This window comes from Arsenophonus endosymbiont of Aleurodicus dispersus, assembly GCF_900343015.1.
In the GTDB taxonomy this organism is placed as follows: Bacteria; Pseudomonadota; Gammaproteobacteria; order Enterobacterales; family Enterobacteriaceae; genus Arsenophonus.
On the sequence record NZ_LR025108.1, the window covers coordinates 407,394 to 430,181 of the forward strand.

Below are 22,788 nucleotides of genomic sequence, written 5' to 3' on the forward strand. Positions count from 1 at the left end.
AATATATTTATCTATAAAGCCTAAACCTTTTAGCTACTTATTAATATAAATTAGTTAGTAAATTATTATTACTAATTTAGTCATAAAATAATTTAAGTATTTTTTAGGTTTCCCATATAAAAACTCTGTCGGTCACTTGATTGGTGATAAAAAAATGTTTATCACATAAAATCATATATTTATTTTTTTAGTTTGATTTCAGGATAATTATGAGTAGTAAAAGTACCGATGAGATTCGTCAAGCGTTTTTCGACTTTTTTCAGACTAAAAGGCATGAAGTTGTACCTAGTAGTTCATTAGTCCCACATAATGAACCAACATTATTATTTACTAATGCAGGTATGAACCAATTTAAAGATATATTTTTGGGGTTAGATAAAAGAGCTTATTCTAGAGCAATAAGCTCACAACGTTGTGTTCGAGCTGGAGGTAAACATAATGATTTAGAGAATGTTGGTTATACCGCTCGCCATCATACATTTTTTGAAATGTTAGGTAACTTCAGTTTTGGTGACTATTTTAAACAGGATGCAATTAAATATGCCTGGGAACTACTAACCAGTAAGCAGTGGTTTAATTTACCAAAAGAGCGATTTTGGATCACTGTTTATCATTCTGATGAAGAAGCTTATAATATTTGGCAGCAAGAAATTGGTATTCCTGCTGAACGTATTATTCGGATAGGTGATAATAAGGGTGGTATTTATTCTTCTGATAACTTCTGGCAAATAGGTAATACCGGTCTTTGTGGTCCTTGTACAGAAATTTTTTATGATCATGGTAATCATATTTGGGGAGGCCCTCCAGGATCTTCTGAAGAAGATGGTGATCGCTATATTGAAATCTGGAATATTGTTTTTATGCAATTTAACCGCCAGTTAGATGGTAGCTTAAAGAAACTTCCAATTCCTTCTGTTGATACAGGTATGGGGCTTGAACGCATTACTGCTGTATTACAGAGAGTTAACTCAACTTATGAGATTGATTTATTTCGTCAATTAATTGCTGCTGTTGCTAAAGTTATTTCTTTATCTGATCTTAATCATAAATCATTATATGTCATAGCTGATCATATTAGATCAAGTGCTTTTATTATTAGTGATGGTGTATTTCCTACTAATGAAGGACGTGGCTATGTATTGCGTCGTATTATTCGTCGAGCGGTTCGTCACGGATATATGTTAGTAGCGAAGGAGATGTTTTTCTATAAATTAGTGGCACCATTAATTCAGATAATGGGTAATGTAGCTAATAAGATAAAATCTCAACAAACAATGATTGAAAAAATATTAAAGAATGAAGAGGAGCAGTTTGCTCGTACTTTAGCGCGTGGACTAAAACTATTAGATGATGAATTAGCTAAATTACAAGGGTCTACTTTATCTGGTGAAACCGCATTTCGTCTCTATGATACTTATGGATTTCCCTTTGATTTAACCGCTGATATTTGTCGTGAACGTAATATTAAACTTAATGAGTTAGGTTTTAACTCTGCAATGAAACAGCAAAAACGGCGAGCTCAGAAGTCTAGTAGATTTGCTACTAATTTCATTCAAGTAAATAGTCATAGTGATTTTTCAGGCTATGAAAATAATAACCAATTAGCTATAGTAACGGCTATTTTTCATCAAGGTAAGCCTGTCAATGTATTAAACGAAGGTGAATTTGGGGTTATTATTCTTGATAAAACCTCTTTTTATGCTGAGTCAGGTGGACAGGTTGGGGATATTGGTATACTTAGCAATAGCTATTGTCAATTTACTGTGTCTGACACACAAAAATATGCTCAAGCAATTAAACATATTGGTAAGGTAATAACTGGTTCAATAGCTATAAAAAATTCAGTTAATGCCAGAATTGATATTGAACGTCGTAACGCTATTCGTCTTAATCACTCTGCTACCCATTTGTTGCATGCAGCTTTGCGTGATGTATTAGGAATGCATGTAATCCAAAAGGGATCTTTAGTGAATGATAAATATTTACGTTTTGATTTTTCTCATTTTACTGCAATAACGCCTATGCAAATAAGCAAAATTGAAGATATCGTAAATTATCAAATTCGTAAAAATAACCCTATTGTAACTACAATAATGGATTTAGAAGCTGCCAAAAAAAGTGGTGCGATAGCCCTTTGTAGTGAAAAAAATTATGCACAGGTACGCGTTCTTAGTATTGGAGATTTTTCTATTGAGTTATGTGGAGGTACTCATGCCAATAGAACTGGCGATATAGGATTATTTCGTATTAGCAAAGAATATGGTATAGCAGCAGGAATTAGGAGAATTGAAGCTAAAACTGGGCAAATTGCTATAGATGACCAGCATCAACAATCTAATTTGTTGGTAGAAATTAGTAAATTAATGAAAAGTAATCCTATTAGTCTAATAGAAAAAATTAAAGCTACATTAGATAATGTTAAGCTATTAGAAAGGTCTTTAAATCAATTGAAATGGCAACAAGCTGCTCAAGAAGTAATTTCTTTAAGTCAACAAGTTAAACAAGTTAATGGAGTTCACTTATTAGTGACTCAGTTAAATAATACTGAGCCTAAGCAGTTACGTATCATTATTGATGATTTAAAAAATCAATTAAAATCAGCAATTATCGTTATTTCTACTATAAGTAATAATAAAGTAAGTTTAATTGTTGGTGTAACGAATGATTTAACTGCTAAAATAAAAGCTAGCGATTTAATTTCATTTATTGCGCAGCAAGTAGGCGGAAAGGGGGGAGGGCGCCCTGATATAGCTCAGGCTGGTGGATCTAATATAAAAGCACTTCCTGATGCATTAGGATCAGTTGAAAAGTGGGTTAATTCTCACTTGACATGAATTAACTATGATGGTTACATAATTTAATTATGTAACCTTTAACGGATTATTTTAAAATTACCTAAGTATAAAATTATATTTTTAGGTATAAAATTAGTAGAATCACTGCTTGAGGTTAAATGCTTTAGGTGAATGTTATTACTTTATGTTTTTACGGTGTGTGATGGATAATAGCTAGTAAACCTAGAGGCCCGACTTTTAAAAATTTTCAAGGAGCAAAGAATGCTTATTCTGACTCGTCGAGTTGGTGAAATGCTCATGATAGGCGATGAGGTAACAATCACGGTGCTGGGTGTGAAAGGTAATCAGGTACGTATAGGGGTTAATGCACCTAAAGAGGTTTCTGTTCACCGTGAAGAGGTTTATCAACGGATCCAATTTGAAAAAAGTCAAACTAATAATTAGTAGTTTTTATTAAAGTGTTTATTATTAGGGATATATTCTAAGAGCTATTTTCATATTTTATTTTGTTGTTAAACTACTTATTTTGATGGTGAAATTTACTAATAAAATAAAAAAGTAAAGATCTTAGAAAAATTTTATAAGTCTAGAAAAGTAATAAGAGCACCTCTTAACAGAGAGATAATTTAAAATTGTTTTATTGCTATTTAATGGTGAGGTGGCCGAGAGGCTGAGGGCGCTCCCCTGCTAAGGGAGTATGTAGTTAATATCTGCATCGAGGGTTCGAATCCCTCCCTCACCGCCATTTTTATAGTGCATCCATAGCTCAGTGGATAGAGTACTCGGCTACGAACCGAGTGGTCGGAGGTTCGAATCCTTCTGGATGCGCCATGTAAAAAACCCTGTTCTTCACTGGCAGGGTTTTTTTTATAAATATTATTATTAATAAAATAACCTACTAAATTTAGTTAAAAAAAATAACTAATTAATAACCGGAAATTCATTAGATCTCTAATCTATCAAAAGCACTATCCTGATTAGAAGCACATCATAATATTTTATATTGGTTTTTCGAGGTATTTAACGTAAAATACTGATAATTGCGCCAGTAGGTGAGGTGGATTAGCTAAATATCAGCACCCTGATAGTTTAGCATTATCCATGTATCACAACTAACTTTGAATAATTGGAATTCATCACCACTAATTAATTTATGTTGTTATTAAGTATGCTTTATTTTATAAAGCAAAGCGCGAAGATAACATTAAACTTGCTCAATATAGTTTTTTCAATATTGGTCGTTTAAAATTTTTATATAGGTAATGATTAAAGAATCGTTATGGTGCTTTAATGCAAACATTTGTAGCACCAATATTTTCAAATTAAAATGAGTTATATGCTATAATTATACCTAAAATAGTTATTTTTGGTGATAAGTAGTACTCTTTTTTAAAGATGAATTAAATATATTGAAGTTATAGCTTTTGATATTAATCCATTTACTGCTATTAGTATTGACTAAGCTCATATTCATTTTTTTGGTTGCTTTTAAATTTTAGATATATTAGCAGATACACCTATGATTGATGAAAGAGAGTTGAATTATTGTCGCATGAATTGTAATATAGTTATCCTTGAACTGAATAATTAGTGTTTGTTATTAATAGTAATAATTTAAAATTAAGAGCTTACTTACTCTGGCTAAGTATTTTTTCCAAAAATTGAATAAAGTATTAGTTCGCTTACAATTAGTTAATACCTACTATCAACAATTAAGTAATGAGCTTTATAAAGTAATAATAGTAACTAATATTACTGATATTTTTCATGCCTAGATTAGCAATCAATCAGCAATTGAATAATAATATAAAATAAGTTTTTAGCAATACTTAAATATACATGTATGTTAAGCATTACAATATATACATTGAGAATAGGATAATAAAAATTATTACATTTTACTAGAGTAAGTATATATAAAATATGGATAATTTATATTGAAAATATAAAAATAAATTTTTAGAGATCAAAAAAATGTAATCACTTGATTAATTGTTGATAATACCTAAATAAATGATATATATGTATTTAAAATATGATTAATATTATTAATAAATATAAGATTAGCTAATTTTATGTTAGATTTTTTATGCTAAATAAACAGCTCTTAATGGAGAAAGGTATCTATAAAAAAATAGATATTGTTGATATTTACTTGATGGTATGTAGTACAGTATTTTATATTAAGCTAATCAGCCAGCTTAATGAAAAAGTTGTTGCTGATGCTTATAAAATAGCCATACAAAACTTATTTAAGTAATAGTTCATAATCAAATATCTAAATTTAATAAATATTAGTATATTACTTATAACATTAATTTTTTATTTTAAGCACATAAAATTACTTGCAATATAATTAAAAGTGTAATTTTATTTTAAATAGTGATTTGATGTTATAGAAAAAATTAACACAATATTTTAATAAAAAAACTTATAAAAGTAGCTAACATACTAGCTGGTATTGTAAAAAGATTGCTAATAGACGAAATATAAATAATTAGTAATAGGAACCAGGAGCTTAATAATAATTATACTAATACTAGTTAACAAACTAAAAATAGAGCCTAAGTTTAATAAGGTTAAGTTTTAACCTACGAGAATAAAGATCAATTGTAAAATACAATACAAATACTATAACTTACCAGTTCAATAATCGCTAATACAAATATCAACTTGGTATAAATTTTTTATTAGCTATACCTTATCAGTTATACCTTGTATGATGAGTAGTTTTAAAATAGGTACTTATATAGATCGTATCTAATACTGGCATATTTTATATATTAACTAATTTATTAAATACAAATTAAGTAGTATCTTTTTTACCAGCATTACTACCAACAGTTATTCATTATTTTTATGCCTTTTGATGCATAGATTAAATTATAATAATGTTATGATAAAATCAATTAATAGCATATCACTTTAATAGAATTGAGTTAAGCACATGTTTGATAATTTAACTGATAGACTTTCGTATATATTGCGTAATATTAGTAACCGTGGAAGATTATCTGAAGAAAATATTAAAGAAACATTACGTGAAGTTCGCATGGCGTTATTAGAAGCTGATGTTGCTTTGCCAGTTGTACAAGAATTTGTTCAATCGGTAAAAGAAAATGCAGTAGGTAAAAATGTCAATAAAAGCTTAACACTAGGCCAAGAATTAGTTAAAATTGTGCAAAATCAACTTATTAGAGTAATGGGTGATAAGAACAGTAGTTTAAATTTAGCAGTACAAACTCCTGCAGTTATTCTTATGGCTGGCTTACAAGGTGCTGGTAAAACCACCACTGTGGCTAAATTAGGTAAATTCTTAAAAGAAAAACAAAAGAAAAAAGTTTTAGTAGTTTCTGCTGATATTTATCGGCCAGCTGCAATTAAGCAATTAGAAACACTGACTCAAATGGCAGGTATTGATTTTTTCCCATCAACTTCAAGAGAAAAACCAGTTGAAATTGCGATTAATGTACTACAGCAAGCAAAATCAAAATTTTATGATGTGCTTATCATAGATACCGCTGGGTGTTGGCATATTGATACATCTATGATAGAAGAAATTCAAACAATCCATCAAGCTATTAATCCAATTGAAACTCTATTTATTGTTGATGCAATGACCGGGCAAGATGCGGCTAATATCGCTAAGTCTTTTAATGAAACATTGCCATTAACTGGTGTTATATTAACGAAAATTGATGGTGATGCTCGTGGTGGTGCTGTATTGTCAATACGCCATATTACAGGTAAACCAATTAAATTTTTGGGTATAGGTGAGAAAATTAATTGCTTAGAGCCTTTTTCTCCTGAGAAAATTGCATCTCGTATTCTTGGAATGGAAAATATTTTATCGCTGATTAAAGAGATAGAAAGTAACTTTGATCTTAAAAATTCTAATAACCTCATTCATAAAATTAAAAAAGAAAATTTTATTGATCTTAATTATTTTCTTGAGCAGCTTAAACAAATGCGTAATATTGATAATATAACTAGCATTTTAAATAAAATGCAAGGTATATTTCAAATTTCTAATAGTTTACAAATAGATGATAAACTATTAGTTAGAATGGAAGCAATTATTAACTCTATGACTATTAAAGAACGAAATAACCCCAAAATTATTGAAAGATCACGTAAAATGCGTATTTCAGCTGGTTCCGGCATACATATACAGGAAGTTAACCGTCTACTTAAGCAGTTTGATGATATGCTATGTCTGATGAATAAAATAAAAAAAGGTGGATTAGCTAATATAATAAGTGGGATGAAAGGTATAATACCACCATGGTTTCCGTATAGTTAATAATCAAGCATTAAATAAACTATTCTTACTTTTAATTGCTTTTTATCCTAAAAGGGATAAAATTTATTAGTTTTTTTATATATTACTAGAGTTTATTTATTGATATAGCTTAGTTCTTTTGTTAACTAATGAGGATATTATGGTAACAATTCGTTTAGCTCGTGGTGGCGCAAAAAAGAGGCCATTTTATCAAATTGTTGTTACAGATAGCCATAATGCTCGTGATGGCCGTTTTATTGAGCGTATAGGTTTTTTTAACCCTATAGCATCAGGTAATGCAAAAGAATTGCATTTAGATTTAGCTCGTGTTGAGCATTGGGTTGGGTTAGGTGCAACTATTTCTGTTCGTGTTTCTACACTAATTAAACAAGTGAAAAAAAGCAGCTTAATTTACTAAGGTATAGGTTATGAGTAAAGAGGTTTATAATAATAATCCTATTAATCATCCTATTATATTAGGAAAATTAGGCTCTGCGTATGGCCTGAGCGGGTGGATTAGAATTTTTTCATCCACAGAATATGCTGAAGATATTTTCGAATATCAGCCTTGGTTTCTTCAGGGTTCAGGTAAGTGGCAACGACCTGAACTAGAAGGTTGGAAACAACATAATAAAAATATTATTATCAAAATAAAGCATATTGATGATAGAAGTGCTGCTAATTCAATTACTAATTGCAAAATTATTGTTAATTCAGCGCAACTACCTATACTTGAAGGTGATGAGTATTATTGGAATGATCTAATTGGCTGCCAGGTAATAACTACTAAAGGTTATAGTTTAGGTTATGTTAGATATTTAATAGAAACAGGGACAAATGATGTACTAGTAATTAAAGCAAATCTTAAAGACACATTTGGTATTAAAGAACGGTTAATACCGTTTATTAATAAACAGGTAATCAAGAATGTTGATCTTATTAAAAACATAATTGAAGTTTATTGGGATCCTAATTTTAAAAACTAAATTATACTTTTTATAAGTGGAAAGCAAAATGTGGATTGGGATTATTAGCTTATTTCCAGAAATGTTTAATGCCATAACAGAGTATGGTGTTATTGGTCGTGCAGTAAAAAATGGACTGTTGAATATACAGTATTGGGATCCGCGAAGCTATACTCACAACAGACACCACATTGTAGATGATCGTCCTTATGGCGGAGGACCAGGTATGTTAATGATGGTACAACCTCTTAGAGATGCAATTCATGCAGCAAAATCTAATATTGGTAAAGATGCTAAAGTGATTTATTTCTCACCGCAGGGACGCAAACTTAATCAGCAAGGGGTTTGTAAATTGACAGAAAATAAAAAGCTTATTTTAGTTTGTGGCCGATATGAAGGTATTGATGAACGGATTATTGAAACTGAAATTAATGAAGAATGGTCAATTGGTGATTATGTTCTTAGTGGAGGAGAATTACCAGCAATGGTGATGATAGATTCAATTTCAAGGTTTATTCCTGGTGTATTAGGTCATCATGCTTCAGCAGAAGAAGACTCTTTCATGAATGGGTTACTTGATTGTCCTCACTATACCCGTCCTGAGGTTTTAGATGGTATGGAAGTTCCTAGTGTTTTATTGTCTGGTAACCATGCCAAAATAGAGCGCTGGAGAAGAAAACAGTCACTAGGTAGAACTTGGCTTAGAAGACCTGAACTTTTAACAAGCCTCACTCTTACTGAAGAGCAAAAAATTTTATTGGTAGAATTCCAACAGGAATATGAAAAACAGCAATGTATTAATTAAGATAATATATTACAATATCTTATATATATCAGGTTACATAGAGTGAACAATTAATTATGAGTAATATTATTAAACAGCTTGAACAAGAACAAATGAAGCAAAATATTACTTCATTTCGTCCAGGAGATACTGTAGAAATCACTGTATGGGTGGTTGAAGGTTCTAAAAAACGGTTGCAGTCATTTGAGGGCGTAGTTATCTCTATTCGTAATCGAGGTTTGAATTCGGCATTTACTGTTCGTAAAATTTCTAATGGTGAAGGTGTTGAGCGAGTATTCCAGACACATTCACCAGTTATTGACTATATTACAGTTAAACATTGTGGTGCTGTTCGCAGAGCCAAATTGTATTACCTAAGAGATCGCTCTGGTAAAGCAGCTCGTATTAAAGAGCGCTTGAACACAAAATAATTAATTTTTCTACATGTCTAAATTTTAAAAAGTTTGTAATTTTTGTTAGTTTTTTTCTTATTTTATTTTAGTTTATTACATTATTAGTTATTATTTTCAGTAACAATTTTGTGTAATTTTTTATAAACAGAAAAATATTTTTTTTAGAGAGGTTAATTTTAAAAAATTTTTTATTAAATTATATATTTTTGATTTACTTTTATTTTTTTAGTAGAACTAGTCTTACTATTTATTTTATAAATAGATGGTAATCTTTATAGGTTATGTTATAATATAAAATTGATATTAAAGTAATAAACTCTTTATCTAAGTAGTTAACAATATTAAGGTAATTTATTTAGTTAGTTCATTATATATACTAAGACCACTAAATCACAAACAAATTGTGAACTAACTTATAGATTATCTAGATTGGTTGATTTTAAAAATATTACTGATAGTAATTTATAAACTGCAATTAATGCAATAAAAATTACTATCATTTTTTATATTAATTAAAGCAATTAAATTAATTTTATTTATTACAACAGTAATATAACCATGATGGTAGTATTTTTTTAACAAAATATAAAATATTAAGCTATCTTGTACAAGATATTATTAGTTATTTAATTAATATAGAGACGTAATAATAATCCATTATCCTATTTAATTACTAAATATAGCTATTGTAATTAGAAAAATATTATTTTAGCCAATATTTATTTGTTAAATTTATTATTATAAATATTAATGGATCAATTACTGGTATAATAATGAAAATTTATATTAATATAAAAAACTAAACTAAGTTGTAAGAAGTTGATATAATAAAATTATTTTATTAATAAATAAAATGAAATAAAAAATAAAATAAAAGTTAATTATATTTTTATAGAATTATTCTAATAACGTTTATATATTGATAAAATATAAAAATAATTATTTAGATTACTATCTAGCCGCAATAGAATTATAACTAGCCTACAAGGGAAACATATTTTCCCTACTATTAAAATATATTATTTTTACTAAATCATAGATATCATTAATTAACTAAAAACTAGTATTTTATAAGGGTATAAATTTACAATTGTTGGCTTCAAGATTTTTAAAATACTTATTTTAGGTTCACATTTATTAAGTTTTTTTACAATTTTATTTATTAACTCATTAGTTGTAATATAAAAATTAATATTTTTAGCTTTAGTAAATAATTTTTCATTAAATTTATAATATATAATGAACTATTGAATCTATTTTTACAGCAAAATATGAGGATTAATTAAATATAGATGAAGTAGTTTTTATTTCCATATATTTTTTATACTAACTATTACATTGTTACTGTATTTATCATATAATATAAGATACTTACTTATTTTTACATCATCAGTCTACTATTTATGTTATTTTAACAATCTAGCAGCTACTTAGTTTTTATCAACGTTTTTAAAGCACCAATATTAGTATTAATTATCTATTATTAATTCTGCAACTTTATTTAGGCTATTTTTATATATTTTAGTACATGGTGTGTTTACTGGATATCAGGCTAATTTTTTAGCCTTTATTCAATTAATAATAGCTAGTTTATATTTTGCTAACTGTTATTTTTTAAAATATAAACGTTTATATACATCTGTTGCAGAGATACTATTTAGATAAAAAAGAATCAAATATTTAAAGGCATTAAAAGCTATAATTATATATTCGATCGTTGTTAAAATAACAATTTTGTGGTAGATAATTTTATGGCTCAAAAATTACAACTTAAGGGGCAAATTCAAGAATTGCAACTTGGCCAACGTTTAGACCTGGCATTAGCCAAATTATTTTCTGCTTATTCTCGCTCACAGATTAAAAAGTGGATTTTAGATAAAAAAGTACAGGTAAATGGCAACATTATAAATAGACCTAAAGAAAAAGTATTTGGTAACGAACAAATTTATATAAATGTACTTCTTAAACAAGATGTATGTTGGCAGCCACAAAATATTCCATTAAATATTATTTATGAAGATGAAGAAATAGTTATCATTAATAAACCTCATAATTTAGTGGTTCATCCAGGGGCAGGAAATCCTGAAGGAACTGTACTAAATGCACTTTTATATCGTTATCCTAAGATTATTAATGTTCCACGAGCAGGGATCGTTCATAGGCTTGATAAAAACACTACTGGGTTAATGGTTATTGCAAAAACGATACCTGTTCATACTAATTTAGTTAAAGCTTTGCAGCTAAGAAATATTACGCGTGAATATGAAGCGGTAGTAAGTGGTCTTATGACTACTAGTGGAATAGTCAATGAACCTATTTCTCGTCACCCCACTAAGAGAACACATATGGCTATTCACCCGCTGGGTAAATCTGCTATTACGTATTATCGGGTAATAGATCATTTTCGTGCTCATACAAGGCTTAGATTGCGGTTAGAATCAGGTAGAACTCATCAAATTAGAGTTCATATGGCCCATATTAATCATCCCTTAGTTGGTGATATAGTGTATGGTGGTCGTCCACAGCTATTAAAATATATCTCAGACGAATTTTGTCAAATCATGAACAATTTTAATAGGCAGGCACTCCATGCGAGGATGTTACGCTTATATCACCCTAGTACAGGTATTAAAATGGAGTGGCATGCAGATATTCCAGCAGATATGGCTATCCTAATTAATCTACTCAAAATAGATGCAGTGACAAATATGGTATATATTAGTAAATAGATATCTTAATATATCTAGCCTTGCTTAAACCTAAAACATTCATGTTTTTTAGTACAACGTATTTTAGTAGAAGTATGTTTTTCACCTTATAACAGTTTAAATCTATAACTCCAGGTTGGAGAACAACTTCTATTATTAAAGCAAAATAGTAATAACTGAATAGAATTGCATAACTACCCTACCAACAGATTAATCATTTATATGGCACACATTTATATTCGCTAGTAAAAAGATAGTAATATAAAATAGGATGCTTCATATAGTTAGTTGTGAAGCAGGGTGTATGTTGCGCCTACACCCTGCTTACTTGTTTTATTTTGTAATAAATCAAGTATGAAAATTTATGCAGCACATGCTAGGTGATTTTATTAGTGTAACGGTATTTTACCAATAGCAATAAATTAATTAAAATTAACAGTTTTTTCTATTATATTCAGATTGGGTGGTTAGTTAATTAGCGCAGAAAAATTTAAATCAGTAGTTAAATTAGCAGTTTTTTTATTGAGCATAATTTAGAATTAGCGCTAGATGGGAAATCCTATTATATTATTTTAAAAATATTTCCTGGTCTATTTTACTCTCTCCTTTTTAATTAGGTATAGTTAGTGTTCAAATTTTTTATTTTTATAGTATAACCGATTGTATAGTTAGTCAGTAAATATTTTTTTCTATTAGTCTGATGACGTAACAAGGATAAATGGCATTATTGATTTGGTTAAAATAAATCTTTAACCAGATTAATTATTTTTTATATCAATAATGATTGTTATCTAATGAATAACACTTATTTAAGTTCCTTGAACTTAAATGTGAAATAAAACTGCATTTTATTTGCATAAATTATTTGAATTTTATTTTACAAGTATTATGCATGTTAGTATTACTAATACGCACTAGCTGATGCTCAATTTTTAGTAATTAGATAAGATAATTAATTTATTGAATCCATAAAGTTTACTAGTTGTTTTGTTAGATTAATAATACTATATATTACGTTCTTTATTGATAGTAGTTAATTTTAGTTAACTTATTAAGAAATTAAACGATATTCTTAATACTTTACCTAAAGTACATAGTACTACTGATAATATATGAGCTATCAAATAGATATTATTCGGTACTTAAAATTTTGTGATAAACTACTCATAAGTGAGGTTATATGTTTATTTACTCATAGATATAATTTTAGTAATTTTTGATTTAAACCCTCCTTGATAGATAAGATTAAAACAATGGGAGCTAATAAAGCAAATATATAAAAGGTGATAAAACAAATGTATGATGGTCAAAATGTTAATGAGCAAACTGCTGAAGATAAAGATCAAATACTTAAAAAATATACAATTAATTTAACTAAAAAAGCTGAACAGGGCAAATTAGATCCTGTTATTGGACGTGATGATGAGATACGTCGAACAGTACAAGTTCTCCAGCGTAGAATAAAAAATAATCCAGTTTTAATTGGTGAACCTGGGGTAGGTAAAACCGCCATTGTTGAAGGTCTTGCTCAACGAATTATTAATGGTGAAGTACCTGAAGGGTTGAAAAATAAATGTGTTTTATCTTTAGATATGGGTTCTTTATTAGCTGGCGCTAAATATCGTGGTGAATTTGAAGAGCGCTTAAAGGCCATTTTAAATGATTTAGCTAAACAAGAAGGAAGTGTAATTCTATTTATCGATGAATTGCATACTATAGTTGGTGCTGGTAAAGCTGAAGGTGCAATGGACGCTGGTAATATGTTAAAACCAGTCCTAGCCAGAGGAGAACTACATTGTGTCGGTGCTACCACACTTGATGAATATCGTCAGTATCTTGAAAAAGATGCTGCATTAGAGCGGCGTTTCCAAAAAATTTATGTTTCTGAACCTACTGTTGAGGACACCATTGCAATATTAAGGGGACTTAAAGAACGTTATGAGTTACATCATCATGTACAAATAACTGATCCTGCTATTGTGGCTGCTGCTAGCTTAGCAAATCGTTATATTTCTGATCGTATGTTACCTGATAAAGCTATAGATTTAATTGATGAAGCAAGTGCAAGTTTACGTATGCAAATGGATTCTAAACCAGAATCCCTAGATCGTTTAGAACGTCGTGTTATTCAATTAAAAATTGAACAACAGGCACTGAAAAAAGAATCTGATAAAGCAAGTAAAAAGCGGCTTGAAATATTAGAAAAAGAAATAGCAGAAAAAGAACGAGAATATTTAGAGCTAGAAGAAGAGTGGAAAGCAGAAAAAGCAAAGCTTATTAGTACGCAGTATATAAAAGCTAAATTAGAAAATACACGAATCAGTATGGAGCAAGCTCGGCGTAGTGGTGATTTAGCTAAAATGTCAGAATTACAATATGGTAAAATTCCTGAATTAGAAAAACAACTTGAAGCTGCTATCAAAGCTGAAAGTAGTAATATGAATTTGTTGCGTAATAAAGTTACTGATGCAGAAATTGCTGAAATATTAGCGCGTTGGACAGGTATCCCTGTTGCAAGAATGTTAGAAAGTGAACGTGAAAAGTTAATTCATATGAAGCAAGATCTACATAAGCGTATCATTGGTCAAAATGAAGCTATTAATGCAGTATCAAATGCTATTTTGCGTAGACGTGCTGGTTTATCAGATTTAAATAAACCTATTGGCTCATTTTTATTTTTAGGTCCTACTGGGGTAGGTAAAACTGAACTATGTAAAGCACTATCAAATTTATTATTTGATAGTGCCGATGCAATAGTACGCATTGATATGTCCGAATTTATGGAAAAACATAATGTTTCCAGGCTAGTTGGTGCACCTCCTGGTTATGTAGGATATGAAGAAGGCGGTTATTTAACTGAAGCAATCCGACAACGCCCTTATTCTGTTATTTTACTTGATGAAATTGAAAAAGCTCATCTAGATGTTTTCAATATTTTATTACAAGTTTTGGATGATGGACGTTTAACTGATGGTCAAGGAAGAACAATTGATTTTCGTAATATTGTTGTTATTATGACATCAAACTTAGGTTCTGATTTGATCCAAGAGCGTTTTAGTAGTTTAGGTTATGACGAAATGAAAAAAATCGTAATGGGAGTTGTTAGGCGTAGTTTCCGACCTGAATTTATTAACCGTATTGATGAAGTTGTAGTGTTTCATCCACTTAATAAAGAACAAATTACAGAAATTGCTAAGATTCAACTTTCTCACTTATATAATAGTATGGAAGATCAAGGTTACAAAGTAACCATTACTCCAGCGGCTTTAAATAAATTGGTAGAATCTGGTTTTGATCCAGTATTTGGTGCACGTTCTTTTAAACGAGCAATCCAACAAGAAATAGAAAATCCATTAGCTGAACTGCTTCTATTAGGTAAATTAATACCAGGCAAACAAGTAATTTTAGATATCAAAAAAGGAGTGATTATTGCTAAGCAATAAAGCAAATTAAATTATTATAATCCCATTTGAAGAAGTATTATTTGCCTCTTTAATAGTAGAGAATAATTTAATAAATTTGATTATTAAGGGTCATTATTAGTTATTTGCTTAGATATTAGTAATTCCTAGTTATAATAATAAATGAGCCTTTAAATATAAAAATGTAAATAATAGTTGTGTATTTTAGAAAAATACCTATACTACTAATTAGTTATAGTAAGTAATTTAATTATTCAGCGAATAATGAGAATAAATATAGGTGAAAAGCGTAGTTTGCGCTACCTTACAGTCTATACGCTCTTTAACAATTAGTCAGACAATCTGTGTGGCGCTGATAAGATATCATCAAAAAATATTTGATTTAAAAGTCTTGAAGAATGATAAAATAATTCATTAATAGATGAATTAATAAGTAGTTAGTAACGTTATTTTGGTAAGTAACCACGAAGGCGATAAAATGTCGACAACGTAAGCTAAACAAAAGAGCTTTACTAACAGTAAGATGTTCTTTGAGCTTAAAACTTTTAATTGAAGAGTTTGATCATGGCTCAGATTGAACGCTGGCGGCAGACCTAACACATGCAAGTCGAGCGGCAGCGGGAGGAAGCTTGCTTTCTTGCCGGCGAGCGGCGGACGGGTGAGTAAGGTATGGGGATCTAGCCGAAGGCGGGGGATAACTACTGGAAACGGTAGCTAATACCGCATAATCTCTAAGGAGCAAAGTGGGGGACCTCTTGGTCTCACACCTTCGGATGAACCCATATGAGATTAGCTAGTAGGTGGGGTAAAGGCTTACCTAGGCGACGATCTCTAGCTGGTCTGAGAGGATGACCAGCCACACTGGGACTGAGATACGGCCCAGACTCCTACGGGAGGCAGCAGTGGGGAATATTGCACAATGGGCGCAAGCCTGATGCAGCCATGCCGCGTGTATGAAGAAGGCCTTCGGGTTGTAAAGTACTTTCAGTCGTGAGGAAAGTGTTAAGGTTAATAACCTTAGCAATTGACGTTAGCGATAAAAGAAGCACCGGCTAACTACGTGCCAGCAGCCGCGGTAAAACGTAGGGTGCAAGCGTTAATCGGAATTACTGGGCGTAAAGGGCACGCAGGCGGTTAATTAAGTTGGATGTGAAATCCCTGGGCTTAACCTAGGAATGGCATTCAATACTGGTTAGCTAGGTTTTGTAGAGGAAGGTAGAATTCCAGGTGTAGCGGTGAAATGCGTAGATATCTGGAGGAATACCAGTGGCGAAGGCGGCCTTCTGGACTGACACTGACGCTGAGGTGCGAAAGCGTGGGTAGCAAACAGGATTAGATACCCTGGTAGTCCACGCCGTAAACAATGTCGATTTGGAGGTTGTGGTCTTGAACTGTGGCCTTCGTAGCTAACGCGATAAGTTGACCGCCTGGGAAGTACGGCCGCAAGGCTAAAACTCAAATGAATTGACGGGGGCCCGCACAAGCGGTGGAGCATGTGGTTTAATTCGATGCAACGCGAAGAACCTTACCTACTCTTGACATCCAGAGTAGCCTTTAGAGATAGAGGCGTTCCTTCGGGAACTTTGAGACAGGTGCTGCATGGCTGTCGTCAGCTCGTGTTGTGAAATGTTGGGTTAAGTCCCGTAACGAGCGTAACCCTTGTCCTTATTTGCCAGCGATACGGTCGGGAACTCAAAGGAGACTGCTGGTGAAAAACCGGAGGAAGGTGGGGACGACGTCAAGTCATCATGGCCTTTATGAGTAGGGCTACACACGTGCTACAATGGGGTATACAGAGAGAGGCAAGCCTGCGAGGGGAAGCGGAACTCAGAAAGTACTTCAAAGTTCGGATTGGAGTCTGCAACTCGACTCCATAAAGTAGGAATCGCTAGTAATCGTGAATCAGAATGTCGCGGTGAATACGTTCTCGGGCCTTGTACACACCGCCCGTCACACCATGGGAGTGGGTTGCAAAAGAAGTAGGTAACTTAACTTTTTAGATGGTGCTTACCACTTTGTGTTTCATGACTGGGGTGAAGTCGTAACAAGGTAGCAGTAGGGGAACCTGCGGCTGGATCACCTCCTTATCTAAATAGATAGATGGAATGTGAGTGTTCACACATATTGTCTGATTAAGATTGAGCATAAGTAATCATTAGACTTTTAGTTTATTGATTCAAGATTATTCTAATGTTACTGATTATTTTAAAAGTAAAGAGTAAAATTAGATAGATCTGAAAGTATTAAAACAATCTTCATGGGGCTATAGCTCAGCTGGTAGAGCACCTGTTTTGCATACAGGATGTCAGCGGTTCGATCCCGCTTAGCTCCACCATATTGCAATATATATTGTTGCTAGCTACAGTGCTCTTTAACAATCTGGAACAAGCTAAAAATTAAAACACACATTTTGGAAAAATGATGTGGATAATTCTCAAAACTTTCACCTGAAGTGTTTTTAGATATCTAGGTAATTAGCATGATTGCGTAGGTTAAAATTTAGAGCTAGTAAATAAGCATGAAAAGTTTACCTAGCGCAGCTGCTCTTGTCTTGATACAAGACCCCTTTGGGTTGTTAGGTTAAGCAAATTAAGCGTACACGGTGGATGCCTAGGCAGTCAAAGGCGATGAAAGACGTACTAATCTGCGAAAAGCGTCGGTAAGCTGATATGAAGCGTACTAGCCGGCGATGTCCGAATGGGGAAACCCAGTGCATTTATGCACTATCGTTTGATGAATTAATAGTTAAGCGAAGCAAACCGTGGGAACTGAAACATCTTAGTACCTCGAGGAAAAGAAATCAACCGAGATTCCCCTAGTAGTGGCGAGCGAACGGGGATCAGCCAAGAGTCAACATCACTATTTATATTAGGAGAATGGTCTGGAAAGACTAGCAGTAAAGGGTGATAGCCCCGTATCCGAAAGTATAGGTAGAGTGAGCTCGAAGAGTAAGACGGGACACGTGTTATCCTGTCTGAAGAAGGGGGGACCATCCTCCAAGGCTAAATACTATTGACTGACCGATAGTGAACAAGTACCGTGAGGGAAAGGTGAAAAGAACCTCGGCAAGAGGAGTGAAATAGAACCTGAAACCGTGTACGTACAAGCAGTAGGAGCCCCACCACCAAAGTATTTGCTTTTTTTTGACGGTTAATGTCGCGCACCAATCTTATAACTCCGTAGATAGAATAAAGCTAAATACCGGTGTCAAATAAATTGCGATAAGGTTAGTTGCCGAAGGTGACAGCTGGAAATTATGGAGTACTTTGGGGTGGGGTAACTGCGTACCTTTTGTATAATGGGTCAGCGAGTTATTTTCGGTAGCAAGCTTAACCGCATAGGGGAGCCGTAGGGAAACCGAGTCTTAATTGGGCGTTAAGTTGCAGGGTATAGACCCGAAACCCGGTGATCTAGCTATGAGCAGATTGAAGGTTGGGTAACACTAACTGGAGGATCGAACCGACTAATGTTGAAAAATTAGCGGATGACTTGTGGATCGGAGTGAAAGGCTAATCAAGCCGGGAGATAGCTGGTTCTCCTCGAAAGCTATTTAGGTAGCGCCTTATGTATTACCATTGGGGGTAGAGCACTGTTTCGGGGGGGTCATCCCGACTTACTAAAACGAGGCAAACTACGAATACCGAAGAATGTTATCATGGGAGACACACGGCGGGTGCTAACGTCCGTCGTGAAGAGGGAAACAACCCAGACCGCCAGCTAAGGTCCCCAAGTTATGGTTAAGTGGGAAACGAAGTGGGAAAGCTTAGACAGCTAGGAGGTTGGCTTAGAAGCAGCCACCCTTTAAAGAAAGCGTAATAGCTCACTAGTCTAGTTCTCCAGCGCGGAAAATATAACGGGGCTAAACCATGCACCGAAGCTGCGGCAGCAACAGAAATGTTGTTGGGTAGGGGAGCGTTCTGTAAGCCTGTAAAGGTAGACTGAGAGGTCTACTGGAGGTATCAGAAGTGCGAATGCTGACATAAGTAACGATAAAGTGGGTGAAAAACTCACTCGCCGAAAGACCAAGGGTTCCTGTCCAACGTTAATCGGGGCAGGGTTAGTCGGTCCTAAGGTGAGGCTGAAAAGCGTAATCGATGGAAAACTGGTTAATATTCCCGTACCATATGTATATTGCGATGGGGTGACGGAGAAGGCTAGGCTATCCGGGTGACGGATGTCTCGGTTTAAGCGAGTAGGTGGGTAGTGTAGGTAAATCCGCATTGCTATAACATTGAGTCGTGATGACGAGCCACTAAGGTGGTGAAGTAGTTGATGCCAGGCTTCCAGGAAAAGCCTCTAAGCTATAGGTAACTATTAATCGTACCACAAACCGACACAGGTGGTTAAGTAGAGTATACTAAGGCGTTTGAGAGAACTCGGGTGAAGGAACTAGGCAAAATGGCACCGTAACTTCGGGAGAAGGCACGCTGGCATTAGGTGATGGGTCTTGCATTCGGAGCTGAAGCCAGTCGAAGATACCAGGTGGCTGCAACTGTTTATTAAAAACACAGCACTCTGCTAACGCGTAAGCGGATGTATAGAGTGTGACGCCTGCCCAGTGCTGGAAGGTTAATTGATGGGGTAAGTCGTAAGGCGAAGCTCTTAATCGAAGCCCCAGTAAACGGCGGCCGTAACTATAACGGTCCTAAGGTAGCGAAATTCCTTGTCGGGTAAGTTCCGACCTGCACGAATGGCGTAATGATGGCCACACTGTCTCCATCCGAGACTCAGTGAAATTGAAATTGCTGTGAAGATGCAGTATACCCACGGTAAGACGGAAAGACCCCGTGAACCTTTACTATAGCTTGACACTGAACATTGAGCCTTAATGTGTAGAATAGGTGGGTGGCTTTGAAGTGTAGACGCCAGTCCGCATGGAGCCAACGGTGAAATACCACCCTTTAATGTTTGATGTTCTAACTTAGGCCCGTAATCCGGGTTGAGGACAGTGTGTGGTGGGTAGTTTGACTGGGGCGGTCTCCTCCCAAAGAGTAACGGAGGAGCGCAAAGGTTGGCTAATCACGGTCAGACATCGTGAGGTTAGTGCAATGGCATAAGCCAGCTTGACTGCGAGCGTGACGGCGCGAGCAGATACGAAAGTAGGTCTTAGTGATCCGGTGGTTGCTGTATGGAAGGGCCATCGCTCAACGAATAAAAGGTACTCCGGGGATAACAGGCTAATACCGCCCAAGAGTTCACATCGACGGCGGTGTTTGGCACCTCGATGTCGGCTCATCACATCCTGGGGCTGAAGCAGGTCCCAAGGGTATGGCTGTTCGCCATTTAAAGTGGTACGCGAGCTGGGTTTAGAACGTCGTGAGACAGTTCGGTCCCTATCTACCGCGGGCGTAGGAAGTTTGAGAGGGGCTATTCCTAGTACGAGAGGACCAGAGTGGACGAACCACTGGTGTTCCGGTTGTCATGCCAATGGCATAGCCTGGTAGCTAAGTGCGGAAGAGATAACCGCTGAAAGCATCTAAGCGGGAAACTTGCCTCAAGATGAGTCTTCCCAGACAGTAATGTCCTATAAGGGGTGTTCGAGACGAGGACGTAGATAGGCTGAGTGTGTAAGCATAGCAATATGTTAAGCTAATCAGTACTAATTCCCCGGGAGGCTTAACCTGACAACACCAAAGGTGTTTTTAGAGATAGAATTTTAGTTGGTTTTAAGATTAAATTAGTTAGTATTTAGTTTAGTAACGTGTTATACGTGTTAGCAAGGCAGCTAAATGAAGCAGGATGAATAAAAAATTGTCTGGCGGTAATAGCGCGGTGGTCCCACCTGACTCCATACCGAACTCAGAAGTGAAATGCCGTAGTGCCGATGGTAGTGTGGGGTTTACCCCATGTGAGAGTAGGGCGCTGCCAGACTTTTATTATATTAATAAAGCCACCCAAGGGTGGCTTTATAGTTTTTATTGTTTAATTTTGTAATTCTTATTTATTCTATCTAGATATGGATTAAGTTTTAACTTATGCATTCTGATAATTATAGTTTAATTTAACATTAAACTATAATTATTATTATTGATGCTAATATAAAATAAATATACTCTACTATTTTAGTAGTATTATTGATTTTAATGCCCAACTGAAAGGGTTGCCTCTTTTGTTATTAGTAGCAATTTTTTTATTCTACTATAATTAGAAGTGCATATTTATTAGTAAATATAATGAAGTTAATACTGTGGATTTTATTTTATGAATGTAACTATTCCTTTAACACTCATCAAAATACTTTCTGATGGTAGTATACATTCATGCGAGCAGTTGGCTAAATTACTTAGCATTAAATTATCTTGTATTAATGAACATATTCATATACTACGTGAATGGGGTATTGAGGTAAATACTATTACTAGTAATAGTATTCAACTTACTAGAAAAATGGATTTATTAGACTACGAGCGTATTTATGGGTTAGTTAGACGTGGAAATATAATTGTAAAACAAGTTATTAATTCTACTAATCAATATCTTATTGAGCATATTGATCAATTAAGTTCAGGTGATGCTTGTGTAGCAGAATATCAAACTGCTGGTAGAGGTCGACGCGGTCAATATTGGGCTTCTCCTTTTGGCTGTAATCTTTATTTATCATTATACTGGCATTTAAGACAAGGGTCCACTGCTGCTATGGGGCTAAGTTTGGTTACTGCTATTGTAATAGCAGAGACACTTAATAAATTAAATAGTAGTAATATAAAAGTTAAATGGCCTAATGATCTTTATTTTAATAAAAAAAAACTTGCTGGTATTTTAATTGAAATGATAGGTAAAATTACCTATCCAGCGCATGTTGCAATTGGTATCGGGCTTAATATTGCAATGAGTCGTAATTATGAAGCAAATATCAATCAAGGATGGATTAATCTTGAGCAGACTGGTATTAGAATAGAAAGAAGTCTGATCGCTGGCCAGATTATTTTAGCATTACGATATGAATTAGTACAATTTGAGAAATATGGTCTTGTTCCTTTTATTAAACGTTGGCTGGCATTGGATACTTTTTTACATAAAAAAATAAGGCTACATATTGGTAACCACCTTGAGGTTGGTATCATGAAAGGCATTGATGAACATGGTTTTATTTTGTTAGACCAAAATGGTGAAATTGTTTCTTACACATGCGGTGTAATTTCATTGCAGAAAGATAATTATAACAATTGAGTTGAAGCTAATCATTAACAAAATAACTGAACTTATTTTATTAATCTAAAATTTGTAATTAAAAGTTATTGGCTAAATTTGTAAAATTTACTGATATAAAATTGTACAAATTTTTCCGTAGCATAAACATCAATGGGAAACTCAAAACAGTTAGATACTAAAACATTTTTTATATAAAAAAGCCGCAAAAAAGAATAAATTGCCTCTCTTATAGGCAGAAGAACAAATATTTTAATTTTTTTATTGCAA

At 33.4% G+C, this 22,788-nt stretch carries 9 protein-coding genes, 3 tRNA genes, 3 rRNA genes and 1 pseudogene; all 16 read left to right on the top strand.

Annotation, left to right across the window (positions count from 1 at the left end; translation table 11 throughout):
- Positions 1–209 precede the first annotated feature (209 nt).
- The 16 genes and pseudogenes from alaS to birA all read left to right on the top strand — a co-directional run bounded on the left by alaS (position 210) and on the right by birA (position 22,539).
- Positions 210–2,834 (top strand): alanine--tRNA ligase, encoded by a 2,625-nt coding sequence (gene alaS / locus WBAF_RS01400; RefSeq protein WP_121463296.1) that lies wholly within the window; start codon positions 210–212, stop codon positions 2,832–2,834.
- A gap of 222 nt (positions 2,835–3,056) precedes the next feature.
- Entirely contained in the window at positions 3,057–3,239 is a 183-nt protein-coding gene (gene csrA / locus WBAF_RS01405; protein ID WP_121463297.1) for a carbon storage regulator CsrA, read from the top strand.
- A gap of 208 nt (positions 3,240–3,447) precedes the next feature.
- Positions 3,448–3,540: transfer RNA gene (locus WBAF_RS01410), tRNA-Ser, on the top strand.
- A gap of 10 nt (positions 3,541–3,550) precedes the next feature.
- Positions 3,551–3,626, top strand: a tRNA-Arg gene (locus tag WBAF_RS01415).
- Positions 3,627–5,742: 2,116 nt separating this feature from the next.
- Positions 5,743–7,098, top strand: coding sequence for a signal recognition particle protein (gene ffh / locus WBAF_RS01420; protein ID WP_121463298.1), 1,356 nt, complete (start codon positions 5,743–5,745; stop codon positions 7,096–7,098).
- 139 nt (positions 7,099–7,237) lie between these two features.
- A complete protein-coding gene (gene rpsP, locus WBAF_RS01425; protein WP_121463299.1) occupies positions 7,238–7,495 on the top strand; it encodes a 30S ribosomal protein S16 in 258 nt (85 codons plus the stop codon).
- Between the two features lie 10 nt (positions 7,496–7,505).
- Complete coding sequence (rimM, locus tag WBAF_RS01430) at positions 7,506–8,063, top strand: ribosome maturation factor RimM (RefSeq protein ID WP_121463300.1); 558 nt, start codon at positions 7,506–7,508, stop codon at positions 8,061–8,063.
- A gap of 28 nt (positions 8,064–8,091) precedes the next feature.
- Entirely contained in the window at positions 8,092–8,847 is a 756-nt protein-coding gene (gene trmD / locus WBAF_RS01435) for a tRNA (guanosine(37)-N1)-methyltransferase TrmD (protein WP_121463301.1), read from the top strand.
- Between the two features lie 56 nt (positions 8,848–8,903).
- A complete protein-coding gene (gene rplS, locus WBAF_RS01440) occupies positions 8,904–9,257 on the top strand; it encodes a 50S ribosomal protein L19 (protein ID WP_121463302.1) in 354 nt (117 codons plus the stop codon).
- A gap of 1,733 nt (positions 9,258–10,990) precedes the next feature.
- Positions 10,991–11,968 (top strand): 23S rRNA pseudouridine(1911/1915/1917) synthase RluD, encoded by a 978-nt coding sequence (rluD, locus tag WBAF_RS01445; protein ID WP_121463303.1) that lies wholly within the window; start codon positions 10,991–10,993, stop codon positions 11,966–11,968.
- A gap of 1,026 nt (positions 11,969–12,994) precedes the next feature.
- Positions 12,995–15,390: pseudogene (gene clpB, locus WBAF_RS01450) on the top strand (ATP-dependent chaperone ClpB); the annotation flags it as partial.
- 525 nt (positions 15,391–15,915) lie between these two features.
- Positions 15,916–17,456, top strand: a 16S ribosomal RNA gene (locus WBAF_RS01455).
- A 172-nt stretch (positions 17,457–17,628) separates the two neighbouring features.
- A tRNA-Ala gene (locus tag WBAF_RS01460) sits at positions 17,629–17,704 on the top strand.
- 243 nt (positions 17,705–17,947) lie between these two features.
- Positions 17,948–20,993: ribosomal RNA gene (locus WBAF_RS01465) — 23S ribosomal RNA — on the top strand.
- A gap of 130 nt (positions 20,994–21,123) precedes the next feature.
- Positions 21,124–21,240: ribosomal RNA gene (rrf, locus tag WBAF_RS01470) — 5S ribosomal RNA — on the top strand.
- The 16S, 23S and 5S rRNA genes sit together here with 1 tRNA gene alongside, the layout of an rRNA operon.
- A gap of 330 nt (positions 21,241–21,570) precedes the next feature.
- A complete protein-coding gene (birA, locus tag WBAF_RS01475) occupies positions 21,571–22,539 on the top strand; it encodes a bifunctional biotin--[acetyl-CoA-carboxylase] ligase/biotin operon repressor BirA (protein WP_121463304.1) in 969 nt (322 codons plus the stop codon).
- The last annotated feature ends 249 nt before the right edge of the window (positions 22,540–22,788 follow it).

What these genes read in the sequence shown, in the direction of transcription:
- rluD (WP_121463303.1), top strand. Translation starts at nt 10,991, where the DNA reads ATGGCTCAAAAATTACAACTTAAGGGGCAAATTCAAGAATTGCAACTT.
- alaS (WP_121463296.1), top strand. Translation starts at nt 210, where the DNA reads ATGAGTAGTAAAAGTACCGATGAGATTCGTCAAGCGTTTTTCGACTTT.
- trmD (WP_121463301.1), top strand. Translation starts at nt 8,092, where the DNA reads ATGTGGATTGGGATTATTAGCTTATTTCCAGAAATGTTTAATGCCATA.
- rimM (WP_121463300.1), top strand. Translation starts at nt 7,506, where the DNA reads ATGAGTAAAGAGGTTTATAATAATAATCCTATTAATCATCCTATTATA.
- rplS (WP_121463302.1), top strand. Translation starts at nt 8,904, where the DNA reads ATGAGTAATATTATTAAACAGCTTGAACAAGAACAAATGAAGCAAAAT.
- rpsP (WP_121463299.1), top strand. Translation starts at nt 7,238, where the DNA reads ATGGTAACAATTCGTTTAGCTCGTGGTGGCGCAAAAAAGAGGCCATTT.
- birA (WP_121463304.1), top strand. Translation starts at nt 21,571, where the DNA reads ATGAATGTAACTATTCCTTTAACACTCATCAAAATACTTTCTGATGGT.
- ffh (WP_121463298.1), top strand. Translation starts at nt 5,743, where the DNA reads ATGTTTGATAATTTAACTGATAGACTTTCGTATATATTGCGTAATATT.
- csrA (WP_121463297.1), top strand. Translation starts at nt 3,057, where the DNA reads ATGCTTATTCTGACTCGTCGAGTTGGTGAAATGCTCATGATAGGCGAT.